This is a genomic window from Telluria sp. RT2P19, assembly GCF_059685725.1.
On sequence record NZ_JCASIL010000007.1, the window covers coordinates 83016 to 103353 of the forward strand.

General features: G+C 68.4%; 28 protein-coding genes, 1 tRNA gene and 1 pseudogene. 11 read left to right on the plus strand and 19 right to left on the minus strand.

The window, feature by feature from the left end:
• Window positions 1-3 precede the first annotated feature (3 nt).
• The 4 genes from AC56KW_RS10930 to AC56KW_RS10945 form a co-directional block, all read right to left on the minus strand.
• Window positions 4-606 carry a hypothetical protein gene (locus tag AC56KW_RS10930; RefSeq protein WP_497170759.1) on the minus strand — a complete coding sequence of 201 codons (603 nt, stop codon included), beginning with the start codon at window positions 604-606 and terminating at the stop codon, window positions 4-6.
• A 26-nt stretch (window positions 607-632) separates the two neighbouring features.
• Window positions 633-1817, minus strand: coding sequence for a zinc-dependent alcohol dehydrogenase (locus AC56KW_RS10935; RefSeq protein ID WP_497170760.1), 1185 nt, complete (start codon window positions 1815-1817; stop codon window positions 633-635).
• A gap of 177 nt (window positions 1818-1994) precedes the next feature.
• Complete coding sequence (ypfJ, locus tag AC56KW_RS10940; RefSeq protein WP_497170761.1) at window positions 1995-2870, minus strand: KPN_02809 family neutral zinc metallopeptidase; 876 nt, start codon at window positions 2868-2870, stop codon at window positions 1995-1997.
• Between the two features lie 30 nt (window positions 2871-2900).
• A complete protein-coding gene (locus tag AC56KW_RS10945; protein WP_497170762.1) occupies window positions 2901-3083 on the minus strand; it encodes a hypothetical protein in 183 nt (60 codons plus the stop codon).
• A 152-nt stretch (window positions 3084-3235) separates the two neighbouring features.
• Here AC56KW_RS10945 and AC56KW_RS10950 point away from each other — a divergent pair, with 152 nt between their 5' ends.
• Window positions 3236-4171: a methyltransferase gene (locus AC56KW_RS10950; protein WP_497170763.1), complete on the plus strand. Its 936-nt coding sequence runs from the start codon at window positions 3236-3238 to the stop codon at window positions 4169-4171.
• Between the two features lie 82 nt (window positions 4172-4253).
• Here AC56KW_RS10950 and AC56KW_RS10955 read toward each other — a convergent pair whose 3' ends face one another.
• Together AC56KW_RS10955 and AC56KW_RS10960 are read right to left on the minus strand one after the other, a co-directional pair.
• Window positions 4254-4934 carry an N-acetyltransferase gene (locus tag AC56KW_RS10955; protein WP_497170764.1) on the minus strand — a complete coding sequence of 227 codons (681 nt, stop codon included), beginning with the start codon at window positions 4932-4934 and terminating at the stop codon, window positions 4254-4256.
• A complete protein-coding gene (locus tag AC56KW_RS10960) occupies window positions 4931-5791 on the minus strand; it encodes a hypothetical protein (RefSeq protein WP_497170765.1) in 861 nt (286 codons plus the stop codon). The genes AC56KW_RS10955 and AC56KW_RS10960 overlap by 4 nt, the downstream gene beginning before the upstream one ends.
• Before the next feature lie 175 nt (window positions 5792-5966).
• Between AC56KW_RS10960 and AC56KW_RS10965 the strand changes: the two genes are divergently transcribed.
• Entirely contained in the window at window positions 5967-7637 is a 1671-nt protein-coding gene (locus AC56KW_RS10965; RefSeq protein ID WP_497170766.1) for an ATP-binding protein, read from the plus strand.
• Window positions 7627-8235: a response regulator transcription factor gene (locus tag AC56KW_RS10970; protein WP_497170767.1), complete on the plus strand. Its 609-nt coding sequence runs from the start codon at window positions 7627-7629 to the stop codon at window positions 8233-8235. Before AC56KW_RS10965 ends, AC56KW_RS10970 begins: the two co-directional genes overlap by 11 nt.
• Before the next feature lie 4 nt (window positions 8236-8239).
• Here the strand turns inward: AC56KW_RS10970 and rnk are convergent, their stop codons facing one another.
• The 5 genes from rnk to AC56KW_RS10995 form a co-directional block, all read right to left on the minus strand.
• Entirely contained in the window at window positions 8240-8623 is a 384-nt protein-coding gene (gene rnk, locus AC56KW_RS10975; protein ID WP_497170768.1) for a nucleoside diphosphate kinase regulator, read from the minus strand.
• Between the two features lie 99 nt (window positions 8624-8722).
• Complete coding sequence (locus tag AC56KW_RS10980) at window positions 8723-9016, minus strand: hypothetical protein (RefSeq protein WP_497170769.1); 294 nt, start codon at window positions 9014-9016, stop codon at window positions 8723-8725.
• Window positions 9017-9683: 667 nt separating this feature from the next.
• A tRNA-Ser gene (locus tag AC56KW_RS10985) sits at window positions 9684-9773 on the minus strand.
• Between the two features lie 93 nt (window positions 9774-9866).
• A complete protein-coding gene (locus tag AC56KW_RS10990; RefSeq protein ID WP_497170770.1) occupies window positions 9867-10589 on the minus strand; it encodes an MOSC domain-containing protein in 723 nt (240 codons plus the stop codon).
• Window positions 10590-10600: 11 nt separating this feature from the next.
• On the minus strand, window positions 10601-11254 hold the full coding sequence (locus AC56KW_RS10995) for a MarR family winged helix-turn-helix transcriptional regulator (protein ID WP_497170771.1): 654 nt from the start codon (window positions 11252-11254) through the stop codon (window positions 10601-10603).
• Window positions 11255-11318: 64 nt separating this feature from the next.
• Here AC56KW_RS10995 and AC56KW_RS11000 point away from each other — a divergent pair, with 64 nt between their 5' ends.
• Both AC56KW_RS11000 and AC56KW_RS11005 read left to right on the plus strand, forming a co-directional pair.
• Window positions 11319-11513: a hypothetical protein gene (locus AC56KW_RS11000; protein WP_497170772.1), complete on the plus strand. Its 195-nt coding sequence runs from the start codon at window positions 11319-11321 to the stop codon at window positions 11511-11513.
• A gap of 258 nt (window positions 11514-11771) precedes the next feature.
• A complete protein-coding gene (locus AC56KW_RS11005) occupies window positions 11772-12221 on the plus strand; it encodes a GNAT family N-acetyltransferase (RefSeq protein ID WP_497170773.1) in 450 nt (149 codons plus the stop codon).
• Here AC56KW_RS11005 and AC56KW_RS11010 read toward each other — a convergent pair.
• From AC56KW_RS11010 to AC56KW_RS11020, 3 genes are all read right to left on the minus strand, one after another.
• Window positions 12198-12359: a hypothetical protein gene (locus AC56KW_RS11010; protein ID WP_497170774.1), complete on the minus strand. Its 162-nt coding sequence runs from the start codon at window positions 12357-12359 to the stop codon at window positions 12198-12200. The two genes, AC56KW_RS11005 and AC56KW_RS11010, sit on opposite strands and share 24 nt — an antisense overlap.
• A 158-nt stretch (window positions 12360-12517) precedes the next feature.
• Window positions 12518-13063, minus strand: a complete 546-nt coding sequence (locus tag AC56KW_RS11015) for a redoxin domain-containing protein (RefSeq protein WP_497170775.1) — start codon at window positions 13061-13063, stop codon at window positions 12518-12520.
• Complete coding sequence (locus tag AC56KW_RS11020; RefSeq protein ID WP_497170776.1) at window positions 13060-13602, minus strand: carboxymuconolactone decarboxylase family protein; 543 nt, start codon at window positions 13600-13602, stop codon at window positions 13060-13062. The genes AC56KW_RS11015 and AC56KW_RS11020 overlap by 4 nt, the downstream gene beginning before the upstream one ends.
• Before the next feature lie 366 nt (window positions 13603-13968).
• On the opposite strand from AC56KW_RS11020, the gene AC56KW_RS11025 reads away from it, so the two are divergent.
• The 5 genes and pseudogenes from AC56KW_RS11025 (at window position 13969) to AC56KW_RS11045 (ending at window position 16060) form a co-directional block, all read left to right on the plus strand.
• Window positions 13969-14562, plus strand: a complete 594-nt coding sequence (locus AC56KW_RS11025) for a sigma factor (protein WP_497170777.1) — start codon at window positions 13969-13971, stop codon at window positions 14560-14562.
• Window positions 14563-14889: 327 nt separating this feature from the next.
• Window positions 14890-15153, plus strand: a complete 264-nt coding sequence (locus AC56KW_RS11030) for a hypothetical protein (protein ID WP_497170778.1) — start codon at window positions 14890-14892, stop codon at window positions 15151-15153.
• The gene (locus tag AC56KW_RS11035; RefSeq protein ID WP_497170779.1) at window positions 15150-15284 is read left to right on the plus strand and encodes a hypothetical protein; all 135 of its coding nucleotides are present in this window, start codon (window positions 15150-15152) and stop codon (window positions 15282-15284) included. Before AC56KW_RS11030 ends, AC56KW_RS11035 begins: the two co-directional genes overlap by 4 nt.
• A gap of 66 nt (window positions 15285-15350) precedes the next feature.
• Window positions 15351-15599, plus strand: a pseudogene (locus AC56KW_RS11040) (hypothetical protein); the annotation flags it as partial.
• Entirely contained in the window at window positions 15578-16060 is a 483-nt protein-coding gene (locus AC56KW_RS11045) for a hypothetical protein (RefSeq protein ID WP_497170780.1), read from the plus strand. The pseudogene AC56KW_RS11040 and the gene AC56KW_RS11045, both read left to right, overlap by 22 nt.
• Here AC56KW_RS11045 and AC56KW_RS11050 read toward each other — a convergent pair.
• Genes AC56KW_RS11050 through AC56KW_RS11065 form a run of 4 tightly spaced genes read right to left on the minus strand, consistent with a single transcriptional unit; the run spans window position 16021 to window position 19241 of the window.
• A complete protein-coding gene (locus tag AC56KW_RS11050; protein ID WP_497170781.1) occupies window positions 16021-16308 on the minus strand; it encodes an RNA-binding protein in 288 nt (95 codons plus the stop codon). The two genes, AC56KW_RS11045 and AC56KW_RS11050, sit on opposite strands and share 40 nt — an antisense overlap.
• Window positions 16309-16322: 14 nt before the next feature.
• Window positions 16323-17096, minus strand: a complete 774-nt coding sequence (fabI, locus tag AC56KW_RS11055; protein WP_497170782.1) for an enoyl-ACP reductase FabI — start codon at window positions 17094-17096, stop codon at window positions 16323-16325.
• Window positions 17093-18289: an acetate/propionate family kinase gene (locus tag AC56KW_RS11060; RefSeq protein WP_497170783.1), complete on the minus strand. Its 1197-nt coding sequence runs from the start codon at window positions 18287-18289 to the stop codon at window positions 17093-17095. The genes fabI and AC56KW_RS11060 overlap by 4 nt, the downstream gene beginning before the upstream one ends.
• A 1-nt stretch (window position 18290) precedes the next feature.
• Window positions 18291-19241 (minus strand): phosphate acetyltransferase, encoded by a 951-nt coding sequence (locus AC56KW_RS11065; protein WP_497170784.1) that lies wholly within the window; start codon window positions 19239-19241, stop codon window positions 18291-18293.
• Between the two features lie 129 nt (window positions 19242-19370).
• Between AC56KW_RS11065 and AC56KW_RS11070 the strand changes: the two genes are divergently transcribed.
• Window positions 19371-19922 carry an isochorismatase family protein gene (locus AC56KW_RS11070; RefSeq protein WP_497170785.1) on the plus strand — a complete coding sequence of 184 codons (552 nt, stop codon included), beginning with the start codon at window positions 19371-19373 and terminating at the stop codon, window positions 19920-19922.
• Here the strand turns inward: AC56KW_RS11070 and AC56KW_RS11075 are convergent.
• On the minus strand, window positions 19906-20250 hold the full coding sequence (locus AC56KW_RS11075; protein WP_497170786.1) for an ArsR/SmtB family transcription factor: 345 nt from the start codon (window positions 20248-20250) through the stop codon (window positions 19906-19908). The genes AC56KW_RS11070 and AC56KW_RS11075 overlap by 17 nt on opposite strands.
• Between the last annotated feature and the right edge of the window lie 88 nt (window positions 20251-20338).

The following is a 20338-nucleotide window of genomic DNA, read 5'->3' on the forward strand; positions in this document are numbered from 1 at the left end:
TGATCAGCGATAGCGATCGCGCCGTTTCATCAGGTAGCAGGCGGCGCCGACGACGGCCGCGCCGATCGCGACCTTCTTCGCCAGGCCGGCCGGGTTATGCTTGAGCTCGGACTTGATGCCCATCTCGGCCAGGATATTCGGCACCTTGCCCTTGGCCAGGTCATCGCCGATCCCCTCGACCACGTTGACGCGGTCGGCCAGCAGCAACAGCAGCCAGTGGCGGATGTCGTTCTCGCTGCTCTTGAAGGCCAGGCGCCGGATCGCGCCCGACAGGCCCGACGGCGGCTGCACCGAACCGAACAGCGGCGTGCGGCCGGGGCGCTCGGTCGAGACCAGCACCTCGACGTGCTGCTCCTGCGGCACCGGATCGCCGTCCGGCACGTGGATGAAGCGCGGCGGGGTGCGCTCCATCGGCACGCCGGGTCGGTTCTTGCGGTCGAGGTCGGCGCCCCAGCCCTGGATATGCTGCAGTTGGTCACGGCTCGGGCGGCGCGGCGTGATGGGGCCGTGCACATGGCCGACGTGGCCATCGCCATCGTGCTCGCCCGGTGCGTGGTGGCCGTCGTGCTGGTCGTTGGCCGTGACGATATCGTTGCGTGTTTCCATGTTCTCTCCTGTGCTCGATCGTGTGTTCACTGCTGGGCGCTGGCCTTGACCGCCCTCACCTCGTTGGCGCGCGGCGGGATCAGGATCGGCTTGATGCAGTTATCCAGCTTGCTCGAGAAGATGTGATACGCATCCGATACTTCTTCGAGCGGGATGCGGTGGGTGATGATCTGCTTCGGATCGATGCGGCCGGCGCGGATGTGCTCGATCAGGCGCGGCAGGTGGCGCCGCACGCTGGCCTGGTTCATGCGCAAGGTCAGCCCCTTGTTCAGCGCATTGCCGATCGGGACTGCATTGAAGGTCGGGCCATACACGCCGACGATCGATACATTGCCGCCCTTGCGTACCGAGTTGATGCACCAGTGCAGCACCGTCGCCGCACCCGCCTGCATCATCGTGTAGACGCCGGTAATGGTCTGCATGGTGTTGCCGGCCGCTTCGCAGCCCACCGCGTCGATGCAGACGTCGGCGCCCATCCAGTCGGTCATCTTCTTGATGTGCATCGCCATGTCCTTCACTTCCTTGAAGTTCACGACTTCGCACTGGGCATAGCGTTTGACGAACTCGAGGCGGTACTCGACGTGGTCGACCACGATCACCCGCCCAGCCCCCATCAGCCAGGCCGACTTGGCGGCGAAGATGCCGACCGGGCCGGCACCGAACACGACCACGGTGTCGCCTTCCTGGATATCGCCCATCTCGGCCGCCTGGTAGCCGGTGGGCAGCGCGTCGGTCATCAAGACCGCGTCGTCGTCGTGAATATCGTCGGGGATCACCATTGGGCCGACGTCGGCCATGGGCACGCGGACGTATTCGGCCTGGCCGCCATCGTAGCCGCCCGCCGTGTGCGAGTAGCCATAGATGCCGCCCACGGCCGTGGCTTGCGCATTCGTGTTGTGGCAATTGCCGTACAGCTCGTGTTGGCAAAAGAAGCAGGAGCCGCAAAACAGGTTGAACGGCACCAGGACCTTGTCGCCGACCTTCAGGTGCTGCACGCTGGAACCGATCTCTTCGACCACGCCGATGAACTCGTGGCCGAAAGTATGGCCGACGCGGGTGTCGGGGACCAGGCCGTGGTACAGGTGCAGGTCGGAGCCGCAGATGCAGGCGCGGGTGACGCGCACGATGGCGTCGCCGGGATGTTCGATGACAGGATCGGGTTTGTGATCGGCGCGGACCCGGAATGGTCCGCGGTAATTCATTGCCAGCATGAGTACTCCTTCACAATTCGATGGGTGATGGCTCGTACATGGACGAGCTGGTGTGACACAAACTTATGTCAAAACGTCACGAATTGCGATAGGCGCACGGAAACGAACGGGGTTCTTTTTTAATTTAATCGAATAAAATCAGGAAATTATGTACTAACGGCAATTAAATGATGCCATTTATAGCTTAGTGGCATCAAATGTATTGCAGGCGGCGACATCACCGCGCTCGAGCCCGCGCTGGAACCAGCGTACCCGCTGGGCCGAGCTGCCATGGGTAAAGGAGTCGGGCACGACCACGCCGCGCGACTGTTTTTGCAGCGCATCGTCACCGATCGCGCTGGCCGCGTCGAGGGCGGTCTCGATGTCGCCCTGCTCCAGGATCTTCGCGCGCTGGTTGGTGCGGTTCGCCCACACGCCGGCGAAACAGTCGGCCTGCAGCTCCAGGCGCACCGACAGAGCGTTGCCCTGGGTCTCGGATGCGCCTTGCTGTGCTGCGTGTACCTTGTTCGAGATGCCCAGCAGGTTTTGCACGTGGTGGCCGACCTCGTGCGCGATCACATAGGCCTGGGCAAATTCACCCTCGACATTGAAGCGCTGCTGCATGGTGCGGAAGAAGCCCAGGTCGATATAGACCTTGCTGTCGGCTGGGCAATAGAACGGCCCGGTCGCGCTCTGGCCGACGCCGCAGGCGGTGCCGACCTGGCCTTCGAACAGCACCAGCCTGGCCGGGGTGTACTGTGCGCCCTGCTCGCTGAACAGCTGGGCCCATGCGTCTTCGGTGTAGGCCAGCGTCGTGCGCACGAAGCGGCTTTCACGGTCATCGGCGCGCGTGCCGGAGGGCTGCCCGACCTGCGCCTGCTGCGGCGGCGCACCACCCGACAGCAGCCCGAGGATGGTGGCCGGCGATACGCCAAGGAAATACGAGGCGACCAGGGCGATGGCGATGGTGCCGATGCCGATCGAACGGCCGCCGAAGCCGAAGCCCCCGCCCCCGCCGCCTGCGCCACGCCGGTCTTCTACATTGTCGCTTTCACGATCGCCTTCCCAACGCATCGGTACTCCTTGCTTTTTATTTCAATCGGCTCAGTTGCCGCCGCGTTTCAGATTACAGGTATCGGCACGCTCGCGCGCGTCCTTGCCGCGCAGGTCGTCCAATGCGCCCAGGCCGGCGCGCAGCTCGTCGTGCAGCGCGCGCTCGCGGCGCTCGCGGGCGATCTCGCGCGCCATGCGCCCGCGCGGCACTTCTTCAAGTTCCCTGCTGGTCATGATTTCTCTCTCTTTGTGCAGTCGGATTTCCGGTCGGGTTCCCTTGCATGCCGGTTGACTACAATAATGCACCAAATCCGGCCCGCGCACGAATACCGCCTGCGTGCGTGCGCGCACAGAAACGGTCGAGGTACACATGCCACGCTGGCGCCATGAACTCTTCCAACGCCAACGCCCTGCTCGCCCTCGGCAACGCCCTGCGCCAGGCAGGTTACCGCTTCATGACGGTCACGCCGTCGACCCACCGCCGCATCAACAACCGTCCGGGCAACGAACGCGCGCAAGATTTGCGCGGCGTGTTCGGCTGGAGCCGGCCCTTCGATCCCGGCCTGCTGCCCGCCAGTGTCGTCGACCTGATGCGCGAAGCCGGCGTGCTGGCCGAGTCGAACGACGGCCTGCGCTCCCTGGTGCGCGTTTCGACCCTGGACGACATGCTGCTGTTCCATTCGGCCTGGCCGACGCGCGACGAGGACGCCGTGTTCTTCGGTCCCGACACCTACCGCTTCGTGCACGCCATGCGCCGCGGCTTCGCCTTCGTCGGCGCCGGCCCCGAGCGCGCGGTCGACATCGGTTGCGGCGGGGGCGCCGGCGCGCTCACCATCGCCCGCAAATTCCCGCACGCCGAGGTGATCGGCGCCGACATCAACCCCAAGGCGCTGCAGCTGGCGATGGTCAACGGCCGCCTGGCCCAGGCGCGCAACTTCACGCTGTGCCAGAGCGACCTGTTCGACGGCCTAGAGGGCGACTTCGACCTGGTGGTGTCGAACCCGCCGTTCGTGGTCGATCCCGATGCGCGCCGCTATCGCCATGGCGGCGGCGAACGCGGCGCCGAGCTGTCGCGCCGCATCGTCGAGCAGGGATTGGGCCGCCTGCGCCGCGGCGGCAGCCTGATGCTCTACACCGGGGTGGCCCTGTGCGGCCAGCAGGACCACTTCCTGGAAAGCCTGCGCCCGACGCTGGCGGCGCAATGCGACACCTGGACCTATGAAGAGCTGGACCCCGACATCTTCGGCGGCCAGCTGGGCGAACCGGGCTACGAGGACGTGGAGCGCATCGCTGCCGTGTGGCTGCACGCGGTCAAGCGCTGAGCAGGTTGTGCGCGCCGCGCAGGACCGCCTGCGTCGGCGTGGAACAAGGCACGCCGACGCAGGCGGCGCGGGCCGCGCCGCGTCAGGACGAGACCATGCCAGCGGCGCTCCGATCCCCGCCAGGCGCCGGTACGCCGGTCGCCGCGCACCAGCGCTCGAGATCCCGGCCGGCGCCGAGCAGCAGCATGCGGGTGCCGAGGGCATTGAGGCGCCCGGCCAGCTGTTCCGGCGGCATGATGCTGAGCTGGCGCCGGTGCAGGCCCACGTAAACGAGGCGATAGCTGCGCGCCAGCGACTGCCACAGCGCATGCGCGCCGGACGACTGGCGCGCCCCGCTGAGCAGGCAGTTACCGCCGTCGAGCCACCAGCGGTAGATGGCGGTCGCGATGCCTGCGCGCCGGTAGGCCAGGGCGAACCTGGCGTGCGGGGCGCGCACGTGGGGGTCGGTGCGCCGGTCGACTTCGACCAGCCGGTTGAACACCGTATAGCCGGCCATGCGGCCGCGCACGGCATCGATCGCGTAGACATAGTGCTCGCCGTCGGCCACCCGGTGCCGGAACGCGAAGCCGGGGTGCGCGATGCCCGCCCCGGCCATGCCGTACAGGCAGTCATCGGGGCGCCCCATGCGCTGGTAGAGCGTATCGAGTTCGCGCGCGATATCGTCGTCGCGATGGTCGACGTCGATGCGCAATTCGGCCGGCCGGCCGGGCCCGACCCCATAGGTGGGCAGGCCCCCATAGGTAGGCAGGACCAGCGCGCTCACGGCTGCGACCAGTGCCCACTCAGCAGCCGCGCCGGGCGATCGGCGACGCGCACCTGGGCGCAGGACGCCCAGCTTTCCTGGCGCACCGCCAGGCCCGCATACACGCCATACCCCGGACCGGCTTCGATCCGTTGCGCCTGCAGGCTCTCGCCGGCCCGGATCGTGCCAGCCGCGCGCATCTCGCCACCGGCGCGGATACCCCATTGCGCCTCGAGATGGTCATGGCAGGCGATGTCGCCGCCGGCCTCGATGCCGTGGCCCGCGCGGATCGCCTGCGCGCCCGTGATGCCGTCGCCGGCGCGCAGGCCGTGGCCGCAGCGCGCCGCGGCGCCGAACGCGATGCCGTGGCCCGCGATGCAGTTGCCGCCGACTTGCGCCGCGCCGCCACAGGCGAGGTCCCAGCCGGCGCGCACATTGCCGGCCGCGCGCAGTGCCCCGGCGACCTCGATATTCCAGTGCGCGCCGATATGGCCGCCGGAGGTCAGGTCGCCGCCGCAGCGGATCGCGGCGCCGGCGCGGATCTCGTCGCCGCTGGAAAGATGCTGTCCGACCCGGATGCCGCCGCCGGCGCGGATGGCGCCGCCCGCCATCAGCACGGTATCGACCTCGATGCCGTCGCGTACCACCAGCGCGCCGGCGAACACGATGGCCCCGGCGTCGATTGCGTCGAGCTCGAGCACCGCATCGCTCGGTCCGAACTGTTCCAGCAACCAGCACGCATCGCCCGTGCGTCCGGCGCCCACCAGCGCGTCGAGCAACGGCTGATAGTCGGCGCCCCCCTGGTAGTGCTTGAGGAACCAGCGAAAACCGTCCGCGCAAGGTCGCTTGCTCTTGATAAAGTGCTTGTTCAGGTCCATGGCAAAAGAAAATAGTGAAGGTGCCGCGACGCCGTGCGCGCCGCGGGCAGGCGGGTCGCCGTCATCCCGTGCGGCCCGGGGTCGTGCCAGCGCTGCGGGCCCACGGCGAGGTGCCCGGCAGTATAATGAGGGGGATCTGCGCGCACATCAGGGCCCCCCGCTACGGGATTCCCGTATGGACCATTCGCGCGAAACGATGCAGGATGCCGCATTTCGCATTCTGCCGACGGCGCCCGCGCCGGGAGAACACACCATGATCGACGTGCGTACCGTGCGGGCCGCCTGGCTCTGCTGCGCTTTCGCCATCGCCTACATCGTCCTCGACGTGCTCAGCGGCCCGGAAGCCCGCTACCAGGCCATCGCGCCGGTCTGGCATCCGGCGGCCGGCCTGGCCCTCTACCTGGTGCTCGTTTCCGGCTACAGGAGCTTGCCGCTGCTGGTGGCCACCGTCGTGCTGGCCGCCGTCATCACCCCGGCCCTGCCGGCCCACCCCATGCGCTCCCTGTTGATTGGCCTGCTTCCGGTGCCGATGTACCTGGCGGTGGGCACCCTCATGCGGCGCTACCTTGCCGGCAATGCCTTCTTCGCCAGCCACCAGGGCCTGCTGTCCTGGGCCGGGCTGGTCACGCTGGGCAGCCTGCTCAGCGCGGCCGCCTATGCGCTGATGTTGCTGGGGACCGGCGCCGGCACCAGCCATGCATGGTTCAAGCTGGTAACCCACTACACGATCGCCGAGACCGCAGGCATGCTGGTGATCGTGCCGGCGCTGCACTACCTGCTCGACGACGAGCTGCGCACCGAGGTCCTGGGCCGCATCCTCAACCGGGAGACGGCCGCGTATGTCGCGCTGATCGCGCTGGTGCTGGCAATCGGCCTGCAGCGGCCGGCGCCCGAGTCGCTGGTGTACTACCTGCTGTTCCTGCCGCTGGCCTGGTCGGCCGCGCGCCATGGCATGGCCGGCGCCGTGACCGCCGCCATCGTGCTCGAGGCGGGCGTGACCATCGCCGCCCTGCGCCCGCTCGCCAGTGCGGCCCAGATGCCGAACGTGCAGATGCTGGTGCTGACGCTGACCCTGTCGGGCTTCCTGATCGGCATCGCGGTCGACGTGGCGCGTCGCGCCAGCCACGACCTGCGGCATTCGCTGCGCCTGGCCGCGGCAGGCGAGATGGCGGGCGCCGTGGCGCATGAGCTGAACCAGCCGCTGACGGCGCTGGCGATGTACGGCAGTGCCTGCGAGCGCCTGATGGCGCGCGGCGACAGCGAGGCGCTGCTGCAGACCACGATCCGCTCGATGGTGGCCGAATCGCAGCGCGCGTCGGACGTGCTCAAGCGCCTGCGCGACTTCTTCCGTACCGGTGCCACCGCGCTGGAACGCCTGTCGCTGGAACAACTCATCCACGATGCGGTGGCGCCGTTCGCGGGCCAGGCCAGCGCGCATGGCATCGCGCTCGATGTGGCGCCGGCGCCGCGGGCCGATATCCTGGGCGACCGCATCCAGCTCGACATCGTCATGCGCAACCTGCTGTCCAACGCGATCCAGGCGCTGGCCCAGATGCCGGCCGGCGCCGAGCGCCGCATCGCGGTGCGGGCCGGCCTGGACGGCGCGATGATATGGATCCGGATCGCCGACAACGGCCCCGGGATCGCCGACAAGATACGGGCGCGCCTGTTCGAACCGTTCATCTCGCTCAAGTCGAGCGGCCTGGGGCTCGGCCTGGCGATCAGCCGCTCGATCGTCGAGACCCATGGCGGCACGCTGACGGCCGAACCGGGCCGCCATGCAGTACTCAGAATCACCCTGCCCGCCCACGGCGGCGCAGACCAGGAACCCGACCATGTCCAGTGAACAAACCGTCTATATCGTCGATGACGATGCGGCCGTGCGCGATGCGCTTGGCCTTCTCCTGAGCCTGCACGGCTACCGGACCGCCTTCTTCGCCGATGCGGCGACTTTCCTCGGCGCGTGGAATGACACGCTGCGCGGCTGCCTGCTGCTCGACATCCGCATGCCTGGCATGGACGGGCTTGCCCTGCAGAAGAAGCTGGTGGAGCTGGGTAGCCTGCTGCCGATCCTGATCATCACCGGGCATGGCGACGTCGGCTCGGCGCGCGAGGCGTTCCGCTCGCAGGCGGTGGACTTTCTGGAAAAGCCCCTCCAGGAAGCGCAGCTGGTGCAGGCGATCGAGGAGGCGCTAGCGCGCCAGCGCAGCACGACGCGCACGCATGCGTCGCACGACTATGCCCGGCGCCAGGCCAGTCTCACGCCGCGCGAACGCGAAGTGATGGCGCTGGTGGTCGACGGCCTCCACAATCGCGAGATCGCGCAACTGCTGGCGATCAGCGTCAGGACTGTCGAAGTGCACAAGGCACGCGTCATGGACAAGCTGAACGTGGCCTCGGTCGCCGACCTGGTGCGTCAGCATTTGCAGAACCACCCGCAGTAAGGCGTCAGCCGACGTCCTTGATCGTGATGATCTGCGTGGCGCCATCCGGGCGGGGCCAGGCGATGCGCGCGCCCACCGGCAGGCCAAGCAAGGCGCTGCCGACCGGGGCAAAGACGGAGATCCGGTCCGGCTGGCCTTGCACCTCGTCCGGGTACACGAGCGTGAGCGTCAGGTCCGGGCCCTCCGGCCCGATCGCGAACCTGACGACCGAGCCCATGACGACGACGCCGGCCGGCATAGCGTCGGGCAGGCGCACGTCGGCCCGGTCCAGCTCGTCGGCAAGCCCTTGCAGGCGGTTGGCGTCCGCTACCGGCAGTGCGTCAAGGTGGGCCGTGAGTCGCGCGAAGTCGATGTTCGATACATAGATGCGTGGGAGTTGCTTGGTCATTGGATTCCTGGGGTCGATTGGATGGACAGAAGCCGGCCCGGCCAGCTGGCCGGTCGGCTCTCGCTGCCAGGCCAGGCGATATGCTGGCCAGGTGAGGTGCTAGCCGGGTGTGTCGGCGCCCGGCGCCTGCTCGTGCGTGGCCAGCGCGGCGGCCACGCCTTCGCCCGCGGCGACCGGCGCCGCCATCTGGCGGCCCAGTGCGAACTGGAACGCCGCGAGCACGGCCACTCCCGACATCATGACGCCGAGCACCCAGCGGCGCCACCGGGCGCCGCGTGCCAGGGCCAGTTTGCCGGCGCGCCGCTTGCCGCGCTCGGCAAGCCGCTCCTGGGCCCGGCGTGCGGGGTCCGGAATCGGCCCGCCCTCTCGATATAAGCTGGTACGATCAATCATTGCTGCTCTCCTGTTGCAGAGATACCTGGAAAGCCGGTGCGCCGCGCCCGCTGGCGCGGCATCGGCGCGCATCCGGGTGCTCGGCGGGCATCAGAATTGGCGGAACGACCCGCCAGGCATGTGCCCGCCGAGCTCAACAGAGCCGGGCGCGGCCTCCATGCAGGATGGGCCGAGAGATCGTGTCTATCGGAGAAGGAAACATCGGGTGTGTCATTCCATGGAAGCGGACCGGGCGGTGCCAGCGGCACGAACAGGCTTGTACTGTCAGGCCCGGAACGGACGTGATGGCGCCCGTTGGCCCATTGTCGCAAACGTGCCCGCTTGCCGCATCAGTGAAACACGTAGTGGTTTTACCTTGCCTATTCCTCCCGCTGCCCCCGCCAAGAACCGGAAAATGAACTAGGGGACGGGCATGACGGGCGGCGCCAAAGGGCTGACAGCGCGATGACGACGCCACCCTGCGGTGGCGTTGTCATGCTAGGTGGCGGAGAAGGTGGGATTCGCCCACCTCCCGCACGCAGGCCGCGCCGTCGCGAGCACGCGCTGGCCTTCGAATGACCCCTCGGGACCACACGCAGGGCAAAGACGAGCAATGGAGAGGAGGCTTCGCGCGACTCGTCTTCCAGAATGAAAAAAGCCACCTTGCGGTGGCTTGTTTCATGCTGCTTGGCGGAGAGGGTGGGATTCGAACCCACGGTACGGTCACCCGTACGCCTGATTTCGAGTCAGGTACATTCGACCACTCTGCCACCTCTCCTGAATCGGTGTTGCGTGGTCGCGTAAGCGAGGCCGCATTATAGCGGAGGCCTGGCGAAAACTGCAAGGCATGCGCTGCAACTAAATTCCGGCCTCACGCCGGTGGACCGTTCAGGCGCAGATGCCAGTCCTCGATCTGCCCGCTCGCCAGGCGCCGTTCGAAAGTCGTGCGCCAGCGCGGCACCAGCGGCGCCAGTTGCGACGCCGCCCGCCACTCGCCCTGCAGACCCGGCGCCAGTACGTCGTCCGGGAACATGGCCGCGATCGCCCGCGCCAGCGGCCAGTCGGGACAGGGCCGGTCGACCAGCTCGAACGCGTCACCCGCCGCCAGCCACCCTTCGCGCAGCACGCGGTAATACCATCCGGTGTAGCCGCTGGCCTGCAGCGCCAGCGCCGCGTCCGGCCGGCCGAAGCGCAGGTTTACGCGAAAGCAAGGCTGCCGCCCCTGCGACACCTGCACCAGCGTGTCGCCGACCCGGAACACATCGCCCACGTGCACCGTGCGTTCGCTCATCCCGACCGTGGACACGTTTTCGCCGAAGGCGCCGGCGCCATAAGGCACCGGGCTGTCCGGATACCGCTCGCGCCAGTACGGATAATGCTCGGCGGCGTAGTGGTGCAGCGCCTTCTCGGGACCGCCGTGGTAGACGCGGTCGCCCTGCTCGTCGCCTTCGAGGCCGCCTACGCCCAGCCACAGCGCACCCTGGCATGCCTGCTTGCCGATGCCGCTCAAGACCTCGGGTGCGCCGGGCGCATTGATCGGACGCGCGCGACCGGCCAGCAGCGCCTCGATCGGGCGTGCTTGAAATGATTCCATGTATGTCCTCGTCAGGCGAAGATGGTCCAGTTGCGCTGCTGCGTCACGGGATCGGTCGGCTCGTGTTCGGCGCAGTCGATGCGCAGGAAGGAAATCGGCAGCGGCGCATTGACCAGCGCGCAGTGGTGCGGCACCTCGGCGCCGGGGTATTTATTGGCCTCGAAATGGCGGCACGACAGGCAGGCGCGCAGCTCGGGGAAGCGGTCGGTCTTTTGCAGCTCGGCGATCAGCTTGAACAGGCCGGTGAGCATCTGCACCTGTTGACCGGACGGCAGGCGCGACGCGGCATTGTCGGCGAACGACAGCGCGTGGCCCAGGCGCTCGGCGACCCGCTCGCCCTCGGGTGTCAGGTGCAGCGCGGTGGCGCGGCCGTCGTCCTCGGCGCGCGCCTTGCGCACCAGGCCCTTGCCCACCAGCGCGGCCACCGAGTCGCTGGCGCTGGCCGCCGAGATCGACAACTGCTTGGCGAGCCACGACAGGCGCACGCCGCGCGTGCGATGCTGCAGCAGGTGCAGGATCTCGGCCTGGGCCGGATTGAGACCTTCGCTGGTCGAGACTTCCCACATGCCGGCGCGCAGCACGGTCGCGATGCGGCCGATGGCGGTGACGATGCGCGCCGAGACGTCGGGCGTGCTGTCCCAGGGGGTTTCGGGTTGGATGTCCATCACTTCAGGATAGCAAAGCCCGCGGATTTGTCAAGGACTCCTAATTACGAATGGAGGATTCCCTGTGCAGCAGGTCGAGGCGGCGCACGACATCGCGCAGCACGATCCGGTACGACTCGTCGCCCAGTTCGCCGTCTTCGGCGCCGGCATCGATGTTCGGCTGCCGTTCACCTCGATCACCACCGGGCCGCGCGGCGTCATCTTCATGTCCACGCCATCAAGGCCGTCGCCAGTCAGATTGGCCGCCTGCAGGGCGTAATCCAGCAGCGCGGGCGGCACCTCGGCCAGGGGGCCGCGGCGGCCATCCCGGATTCGGCCTCGCCTCTGGCGTCGCGCTTGGCGACCTGGCACTGGCCTTTCCACATGAAGTACTTGCTGGCGAAGATCGGCGCGCGGTTCGGTACCCTGATGCACCGTTCGAAGTCGGTGTACAGGTATTCCTGCACCAGGATGAGCACCGGTAGCTGCGGTATCTGTAGCTGCGGCACAGGTTGATCAGCGGCGCGCCACCTGGACGATGTCGCGCGCTGGTCGGGATCGAGGCGCCAGCTTCTCCGGCAACCGGCTCGACCGACGCCGCTTTGCTTTCTGCTCGAGCACGCGCACGGCGCGCCCCTGGTCGACGGGGTCGAGGATACGCTGCGCGGCTCCATCCTGCTGCTGTTCGCGTCAGCTCGACGAGTGCGCGGCTGTACTCGATCGCGACCCATCCCGGGCAGCCGGGCCGCGGGGAGGTCCAAGACTGGTCGCTGCCGCCGAGGCGCAGGCGCGCAGGCATGGCCATACCCGCCTGCGCCTGGAAGTCCGCGTCGACAACGCCGCCTCGCTGGCGCTGTTTCGCGGGCGCGGCTACCGCGGGTTCGGGCGCCACGCCGCCTTTGATCACGACGGCATGGATGCGCTGCGCCTGCAATGGCCGCGGCCACGCATCCATGCCTGCGGCTTACTGGCTGACCTTGCCTGGTAGGCTCAGGTTGCCGGAGGCGACCTTGAACACGTCGGCCACGCACGCCAGCGGGTTGTGCACGCTTTCGTTGATGCGCAGCGCCGCGGTAACGCCGTCAAAGCTGGCATTGTCGAGCGCCGCGATGTCGTCGAACCGCACCTTCACCTCCGGCGCGCCGCCCTTGAAGACCGGGCTGTAGGCCGGGCTGTCGATCAGGATCGGCAGGCCGGGCCAGGTTTTCGGCAGCTTCGGCTTGGCGCCTTCCGGCGGCCGGCGCCGCCCCGCTCCCTGGGGCGGCGCCGCACCGGTGCGCGTCGCTAGCGCACGCTGCAGGCGTCGCCGTCGCAGCCCGTGGCAGGATCGGCTTGCCCCTGCGCCGGCTCGGCCAGCAGCCTGCCGATCAGCGCGCCGACCTGCATGTCCTCGGCCCGGCCGAACAGGTTGTGACGCAGCACGCCCTGGCGATCGAACAGGAGCAGGGTCGGCGTGCCGCGCATGCCGTAGCGCTCCATCGTGCGCGGCACCGGACCGTCGCCGGCGCGGTCGATGCCGACCGGGAAGCCGATGCGGTACTCATGGACGAAGGCCTTCAGGGCGCCTTCGTTCATGGCGTCGTGGTGTTCGAACACGGTATGCAGGCCCAGTACCGCGACCTCGTCGTGCCCGAACAGCTGGCGGATGCCCTTGGCCTGCGGGATCCCGTGCGAGACGCAGCCCGGGCACAGCATCTGGAAGGCATACACCGCCACCACCTTGCCGCGCAGGGAGGCCAGGGTCGGCGCCCGCGTGGCATTGAGCCAGCCGCTGACCTCGAACTCGGGCGCGGGGGCGCGCGCATATGGCACGTTCGTGGGCGCGTTCATTTTGCGCGCAGCTTCACGCCAGGGAAGTCGACCGGCACTTCGAAGGCCACGTTCACGTAATTGGTAAACAGGTTCAGGGCGATATGGGCCATGATCTCGACGATCGCGCCGTCGTCGAAACCGACGTTGCGCAGCGCCTGCACTTCGGTGGCATCGACCTGGCCACGCTTCTCGACGACGGCCAGCGCGAAAAGGAGGGCGGCGGCAGTCTTCGGATCGGCCGACTGGCCGGCCTGGGCTTGCGCCATTTCGTCCGCGCTCGCCCCGGCTTTCTGGCCCAGGGCGGTGTGCGCCGCGAGGCAGTAGTGGCAGGCGTTGCGGTCGGCGATCGCGACCGCGATCTGCTCGCCCAGGCGGGCGCCGATGGTGCCGCCGCCGAGGGCGCCGAACGAGCCCCACATGCTGGTCAGCGCCGCCGGCGAGTTGGCCACGCCGCGGAACATGTTCGGCACGACGCCGAAGGCGTCCTTGATCTGTTGCAGCAGTTCGCCGCTGGCGCCTTGGGCGGTGGTTGGGTTGACGAGTTCGATACGGGACATGATGTTTCCTTTCAGTCGATTGGCCGTGTCGAAGGGTGCGGCCACACCACCCATATGAAAAGGAGTCCTAACTATTAACCTTGAAAAAAGAGGCATCATGCTGCCGACTTCGCGCCGCCCGGCATGCGGCGGCATGCGCGGGAGGTCTTGCTTCAGGCGTTCCACACGTAGTACTTCACGGTACCTCCCTCTGCGGCGATGTCAGCTGCTTGACGGCCCGAGACACAGAATAGCAGTTCCCGGGATAATGTCAAGGACTCCTAAGTATATCTTCGGATGCCTTCATCCTGGCGTGCGATGGCCACGGCCACCCCTTCGCCACAGGCCGGTCGCACAGGGTGCACGCGCCCGGCGCCGCCTGAAGCAGTGACGGACGTACTGCTGGACCGGATGAGCGATCCGTGGCAGGTCCTGGCTGGCGAGCGCCCTTTCCTGCTGCGGCTGGCGCGCCTGCAATTGGGCAGCCAGACCGATGCCGAGGACGCGGCCCAGGGCGCCCTGGTCGGCGCGGCGCGCGGCTGGCCTGGCTACGCTGGCCGCGCCGCGCTGCGCAGCTGGCTGACCGGGATCCTGCGCCACAAGATCGTCGACCTGATCCGCAGCCGGCGGCCGGACCCGGACCTGCCGGCGCCGGCAGGCGCGCGCGACGGCAAGGCCGAATGCGACGGCCTGTTCACGCAAGAGGCGCCTGGCAACCGGGCGCCTTCATCGACACGGTGCGGCGCCACCCTCGCCACCCTCGCCGCCCAGCGCCAGCTGCCCGACATCGTCGAGCTGTGCATGCGCCGCCTGCCGGAGGATACGGCGCGCCTGTTCCTGATGCGCGAATACCTCGGCATGGAATTGGAGGTAATCCAAGCGCACTGCATGCTCACCAATGCCAACCTGCGCGTGGTGCTGTACCGCGCGCGCATGCGCATGCGCGAATGCAGGATGCGCAGCTCGGGAGAACCCGAATGACCGACGCCACTGGGCCGGCCACCACGCCGACCACTACGTCGGCCACTGTCCCGACCACGCCAGCCGCCACGCCGGTCACCTGCTGCGACACCACCTGGCTGGCGCCCAGCGCGCGCGGCGCGGCGCTCACCCCGCACGAGACGCGCCAACTGGCCGCGCGCCTGGCCGGTTGTACCGCCTGCCAGGCGCCTCCAGGCAGTTCGCGCAGTTGTGCGCGCAGCTCGATATCCTGCTGGCGCGGAACGCCGCGCCAGACCACGCGAAGGACGCTTGACACACCCCGCCATTGGGATATCATTAGGATTCCTAACCAAGAAAGCACGATCCATGTCCCAGCCAGCATCCACTCCCACCCCGATCGGCGACGCCGCGCCCGTCCTCTACCACGACGGCTGCCGCCTGTGCCTCGACATCGCGCGCACGCTCGGCGGCGCCATTCCCGGTCTGCTGGTCATCGACCTTGGCCTGGAGCCTGCGCTGGCGCCGCAGGCGACGCAGCGCGGGGTCGTCGCGCTGCCAAGCCTGGTCATCGGCGGCAAAGTGCTGCCGGTGGCGCCGCATTCCGATCTCGCCCACGTCGGCGCCGCATGAGCCCAGCGGCCATGGCCACCGAGATCACCATCCGCGCCGCCGACGGCTACCTGCTGGGCGCGACCCGTTTCGACACACCGGGTCCGTTGCGCGGCCACCTGGTCGTGGCCGGCGCCACCGCCGTGCAGTAAGGCTTCCATCGCCGTTTCGCCGAGCACGCGGCGGCGCGCGGCTACACGGTCACCACCTTCGACTACCGCGGCATCGGCCGCTCGGCGCCCTCATCGCTGGCGGGCTTCGTCGGCAACTTCCTGGACTGGGCCCGGCTCGACCTGGCCGCGGCGGTCGACTCGGTGCCGCACGGCGCCGCGCCGCTGCTGCTGGTCGGCCATTCCTTCGGCGGCCAGGCCCTGGCCCTGCTGCCGAACCACGCGCGCATTGCCGGCCTGGCCCCGTTCGGCCTTGGGGCGGCTGGCACGGCTGGATGCCGCCGCTGGAACGGCTGAAGCTGCACTTCCTGTGGCGCATCGCCGGTCCCTGGCTGGTGTGGCGCCACGGCTACCTGGCCTGGAGCCGGATCGGCATGGGCGCGGACGTGCCGCGCGGCGTCTACCACCAATGGAAGGGGTGGTGCCGCTTCCCGCGCTACTTCTTCGACGATCCCGCGATGCGCGAGACGGCGCTTGGCTTTGCCGGCGTGAAGACGCCGATCGTCGCCTATGGCACGCTGGACGACCGCTGGGCGCCGCCGGCCTCGCGCGACGCCTTCATGGCCGGCCACAGCGGCGCGGCCGTGCATACGGTCGACGTCGACCACCGCAAGCTCGGCCACATGGGTTATTTCAGGCCGCAGGCGCAGCCCTTGTGGGACGAGACGCTGAACTGGTTCGACACGCTTGTGGCCGGACGCACGCGGCGCTTGGGTTCTCAAGGAATATCGACGCGCGGGTGCGGCGCGAACTCGTGATAGAGGTCGTGCTGGTGCAGCGGGATATACACGTGCAGGCGCCGGCCGCGGTGGAACACGCCGCGCAGCGTATTGCACGCTTCCCAGGCGCGCTCGTAGGAATCGGCGATGTGCAGCACCGCCCACGGACTGTCGGGCGAACCTTCGCGGATCATCTCGACGTGGCGGATGTGGAAGAACGGCGCGAAACTCTCGACGATGGCGCTCTCGCAGGCGTCGCCGTGCAGGCCGGACAGGATGACTTTCATGATGCGCTCCAGGTTCAGGCGATGATGTTCAGGCCGCCGTCGACGTACACCGTGCTGCCGGTCAGGCGGCGCGCGAAGTTCGAAGCGAGATAGGCGCACACCTGGCCGACGTCGTCGATGTCCACCAGTTCTCCCAGCGGCGAACGCGCCACGGCGTCGCTCAGCAGCAGGTCGAAATCCTTCAGCCCCGAGGCGGCGCGGGTCTTGAGCGGCCCCGGTGAAATCGCATGCACGCGGATGTCGCGCGGGCCGAGTTCAAAGGCCAGGTAGCGGCAGCACGATTCCAGCGCCGCCTTCACCGGTCCCATGACGTTATAGTTCGGCACCACCTTGCCTGCGCCGTGATAACTCATCGCGAACATGCTGCCGCCATCCGTCATGAGCGGCGCCGCCAGCTTCGCCATGCGCACGAAGGAGTGGCACGAAACGTCCATCGCCTGCAGGAAGCCATCGAGCGAGCAGTCGAGCAGGCCGCCCTGCAGGTCGGCCTTCGGCGCGAAGGCGATCGAGTGCACCAGGATGTCGAGCCGGCCCTGGCGCGCAAGCTCGGCGAACAGCGCGTCCAACTGTCCCGGCTCACGCACGTCGAGCGGCAAGAGCTGCGCGCCCAGTTGCGCGGCCAGCGGTTCGACGTGCGGCAGCGCCTTGTCGTTCAGGTAGGTCAGCACCAGCTCGGCGCCGAGCGCATGAAAGGCCCTGGCGCAGCCCCAGGCGATCGAGTGTTCGTTGGCGACGCCGACCACCAGCGCGCGCTGGCCGGCCAGGATGGGGTGGATGACCTGGGTCATGCTGCCTCCAGGGAGTCGAGGGTATGGCGGGCGATCATGGTTTCTTCGTTGGCCGGCACCAGCCATACCGAAACCCGGCTATCGGCCGCGCTGATGCGGGCAACCCCGGCCGGCGGCGCGGCGTTCAGCGCCGCATCCAGCGCGACGCCGAGCCAGGCCGCATCGCCGCACACCGCGGCGCGCAGCCGGGCGCTGTTCTCGCCGATCCCGCCCGAAAACACCAACGCATCCAGGCCACCCAACGCCGCCGCCAGCGAACCGACCTCGCGCCCTATTCGGTACACCAGCAGGTCGATCGCCAGCTGCGCGCGCGGATCGCCGCTCGCTTCGAGCGTGCGCATATCGGACGACAGGCCGGACACGCCGAGCAGGCCTGACTCCTGATACATCAGGCGCTGCACGTCCGAGACCTTCATGCCGAGTTCCTCGATCAGGTAGATCACCACGCCCGGATCGAGGGCGCCGCAACGCGTGCCCATCGGCAGGCCATCGACCGCGGTAAAGCCCATCGTACTGGCCACGCTGCGCCCGCCCTGCATCGCGCACATGCTGGCGCCGTTGCCGAGATGGCCGGCCACCACCCGCGCCCCGGCCAGCGCCGGGTCGTGCCTGGGCAAGGTGGCCGCAATGTATTCGTAGGACAGGCCATGGAAACCGTAGCGCCGGATGCCCAGATCGGTGATCGACGGCGGCAGCGCGAAGGCCTGGGCCAGCGCCGGCTGCGCCGTGTGGAAGGCCGTGTCGAAGCAGCCGACCTGCGCCAGGCCGGGCGCCAGCGCCATCAAGGCCCGTACCGGCGCCAGGTTGTGCGGCAGGTGCAGGGGCGCCAGCGGCACCAGGCGTTCCAGGCGTTCGAGCACGGCTTCTCCCAGCCGCTGCGGGCCACTGTAGTCGCCCCCGCCATGCACGATGCGGTGGCCCACGGCGCACACGCGGTAGCCAGCCAGCTCGCGCCCGGCGAAGTCGATCAGGAAGGCCATGCCGGCGTGGTGGTCGAGCGCCTCCGGCCAGGTCCGTTCTGCGATCGTGGCGCCACCGGCGTCCTGCACGATGAAGCGCGTCGCGCCACGGTACAGGTTCTCGATCCTGCCCTTGAAGGCCGGCGCCAGGTCGGGCAGGACGTGGACCGAGAACTTGATGCTGGACGAGCCGGCGTTGATGACAGCGATGCAGTCCCGCGTGGCGTGCGCCATGTCAGCGCCCCGCCACTTGTGTACTGGCCAGCTGGTGGCGCGCCAGCAGCACCGCCACCGCGCACGAGGCCAGGCGCGCCGCGACGGTATCGGCGCGGCTGGTCAGGATCAGCGGCACGCGGGTGCCCAGCACGATGCCGGCCGCCGCCGCGCCGGCCATGAAGCTCAGGCTCTTGGCCAGCATATTGCCGGCTTCCAGGTCCGGCGCAACCAGCACGTTGGCGCGGCCGGCGACCGGCGAGGCCAGGCCCTTGACCGCGGCGGCTTGCATGTCGATTGCATTGTCCATCGCCAGCGGGCCGTCGAGGATGCCGCCCGTGATCTGGCCGCGGTCGGCCATCTTGCACAGGGCCGCGGCATCGATCGTCGACGGCATCTTGTCGCTCACCGTTTCCACCGCCGCCAGGATCGCCACCCGCACGCTCTCGAAGCCCAGCACGCGGGCCAGGTCGATCGCGTTCTGCACGATGTCGCGCTTGGCCGCCAGGTCGGGGATGATGTTGATGGCGGCGTCGGTGATGATGAAGGGTTCGCTGCGGCCCGGCACGTCCATCACGAAACAGTGCGACAGGCGGCGCGCCGTGCGCAGGCCGGTGCTGCCCGACACCACCGCGCCCATCAACTCGTCGGTGTGCAGGCTGCCCTTCATGAGCACGGACACCCTGCCCTCGCGCACCAGTTCCACGGCGCGCGCGGCCGAGGCGTGGCTGTGTTCCGTGTCGACCAGCGGCAGCGCACCGATGTCGAGGCCGGCGGCATCGGCCGCGGCGCGGATGCGCGCCCGCGGCCCGACCAGCAAGGGCGCGATCAGGCCGATGCGGGCCGCGTCGAGCGCCGCCTCGATCGCATAGCGGTCGCACGCATGCGCCACCGCCACCGTGACCGGCCCCTGCGCGCGCGCGGCCGCGATCAGGCGGTCATAATAGGGATGCGTCGTGTTCACCGGTTCCATCCACTTCCTCCTGTAGCATGACGAGCAGATGGTAGCACTACATGACTGCAAAGCAATCATTTTATATTGCGCCGCAACAGAACTTAATCCGGTTCAAGAATCCTGCACACAATGACGATGAGGTCGACGATGAATGCAATCGATGCAGGCGCCAGCAGCCTGGTGCTGGTCGACTACCAGGCCAGGCTGATGCCGGCCATCCACGGCGCCGACGACGCCGTCGCCACGGCCCTGGTGCTGGCACGTGCAGCAGCCTTGCTCGAGGTGCCGGTGCTGGGGACACAGCACAATCCGGACGCCCTCGGACCGAATACCGACGTGCTTGCCCGGCTATGCGAGCACACGGTGAGCAAGACGCACTTTGACGCCTGCGAGGATGGCTTGCTGGCGGCGCTGGAAGCGCGGGCGCCGGGTCGCCCCCAGGTGGTGATCGCCGGTTGCGAAGCCCACGTCTGCCTGCTGCAGACGGCGCTCGGCCTGCTGCGTGCGGGGCGCGAGGTGTATGTGGTGGAAAATGCCAGCGGCGCGCGCCGGCCGTCGGACCACCGCGCCGCCATGCGTCGCCTGGGGCAGGCCGGGGCAACGATCGTGACCCACGAGATGGTGCTGTTCGAGTGGCTGCACGACTGCCGGCATCCGCGCTTTCGCGAGGTGCTGGCGCTGGTCAAGGCCGCGCCGTAGGCGCCGGCCGGCACACGCCGCCTGGCGCGTCGATTCCGCACGGTACGCCAGCGCAGCAGTTCTCGGTCAGGAATCCGACCAGTTCGCTCATTGTGTCGAACTGCGCCGTGTAGATGACGAACCGACCTTCCTGGCGCGCCGTCGCCAGGCCGGCGTGGGACAGCTCCTTGAGGTGGAACGACAGCGCCGAAGATGCGATACCCAGCTCTTCGCCGATCTTCCCGGCCGGCAATCCTGACGGGCCGGCCTGGATCAGCAGCCTGAAGATCGCCAGGCGCGACTCCTGGGCCAGGGCGGCCAGCGCCGCCAGTACGTGTTTCGTTTCCATGCTCGACACCATCAAAAACGGCATTGTACCGGACACCTTGACGGCGTCATTCTGCTTGAATAAGTCCAGCAGCTCGATTATAGTTCGA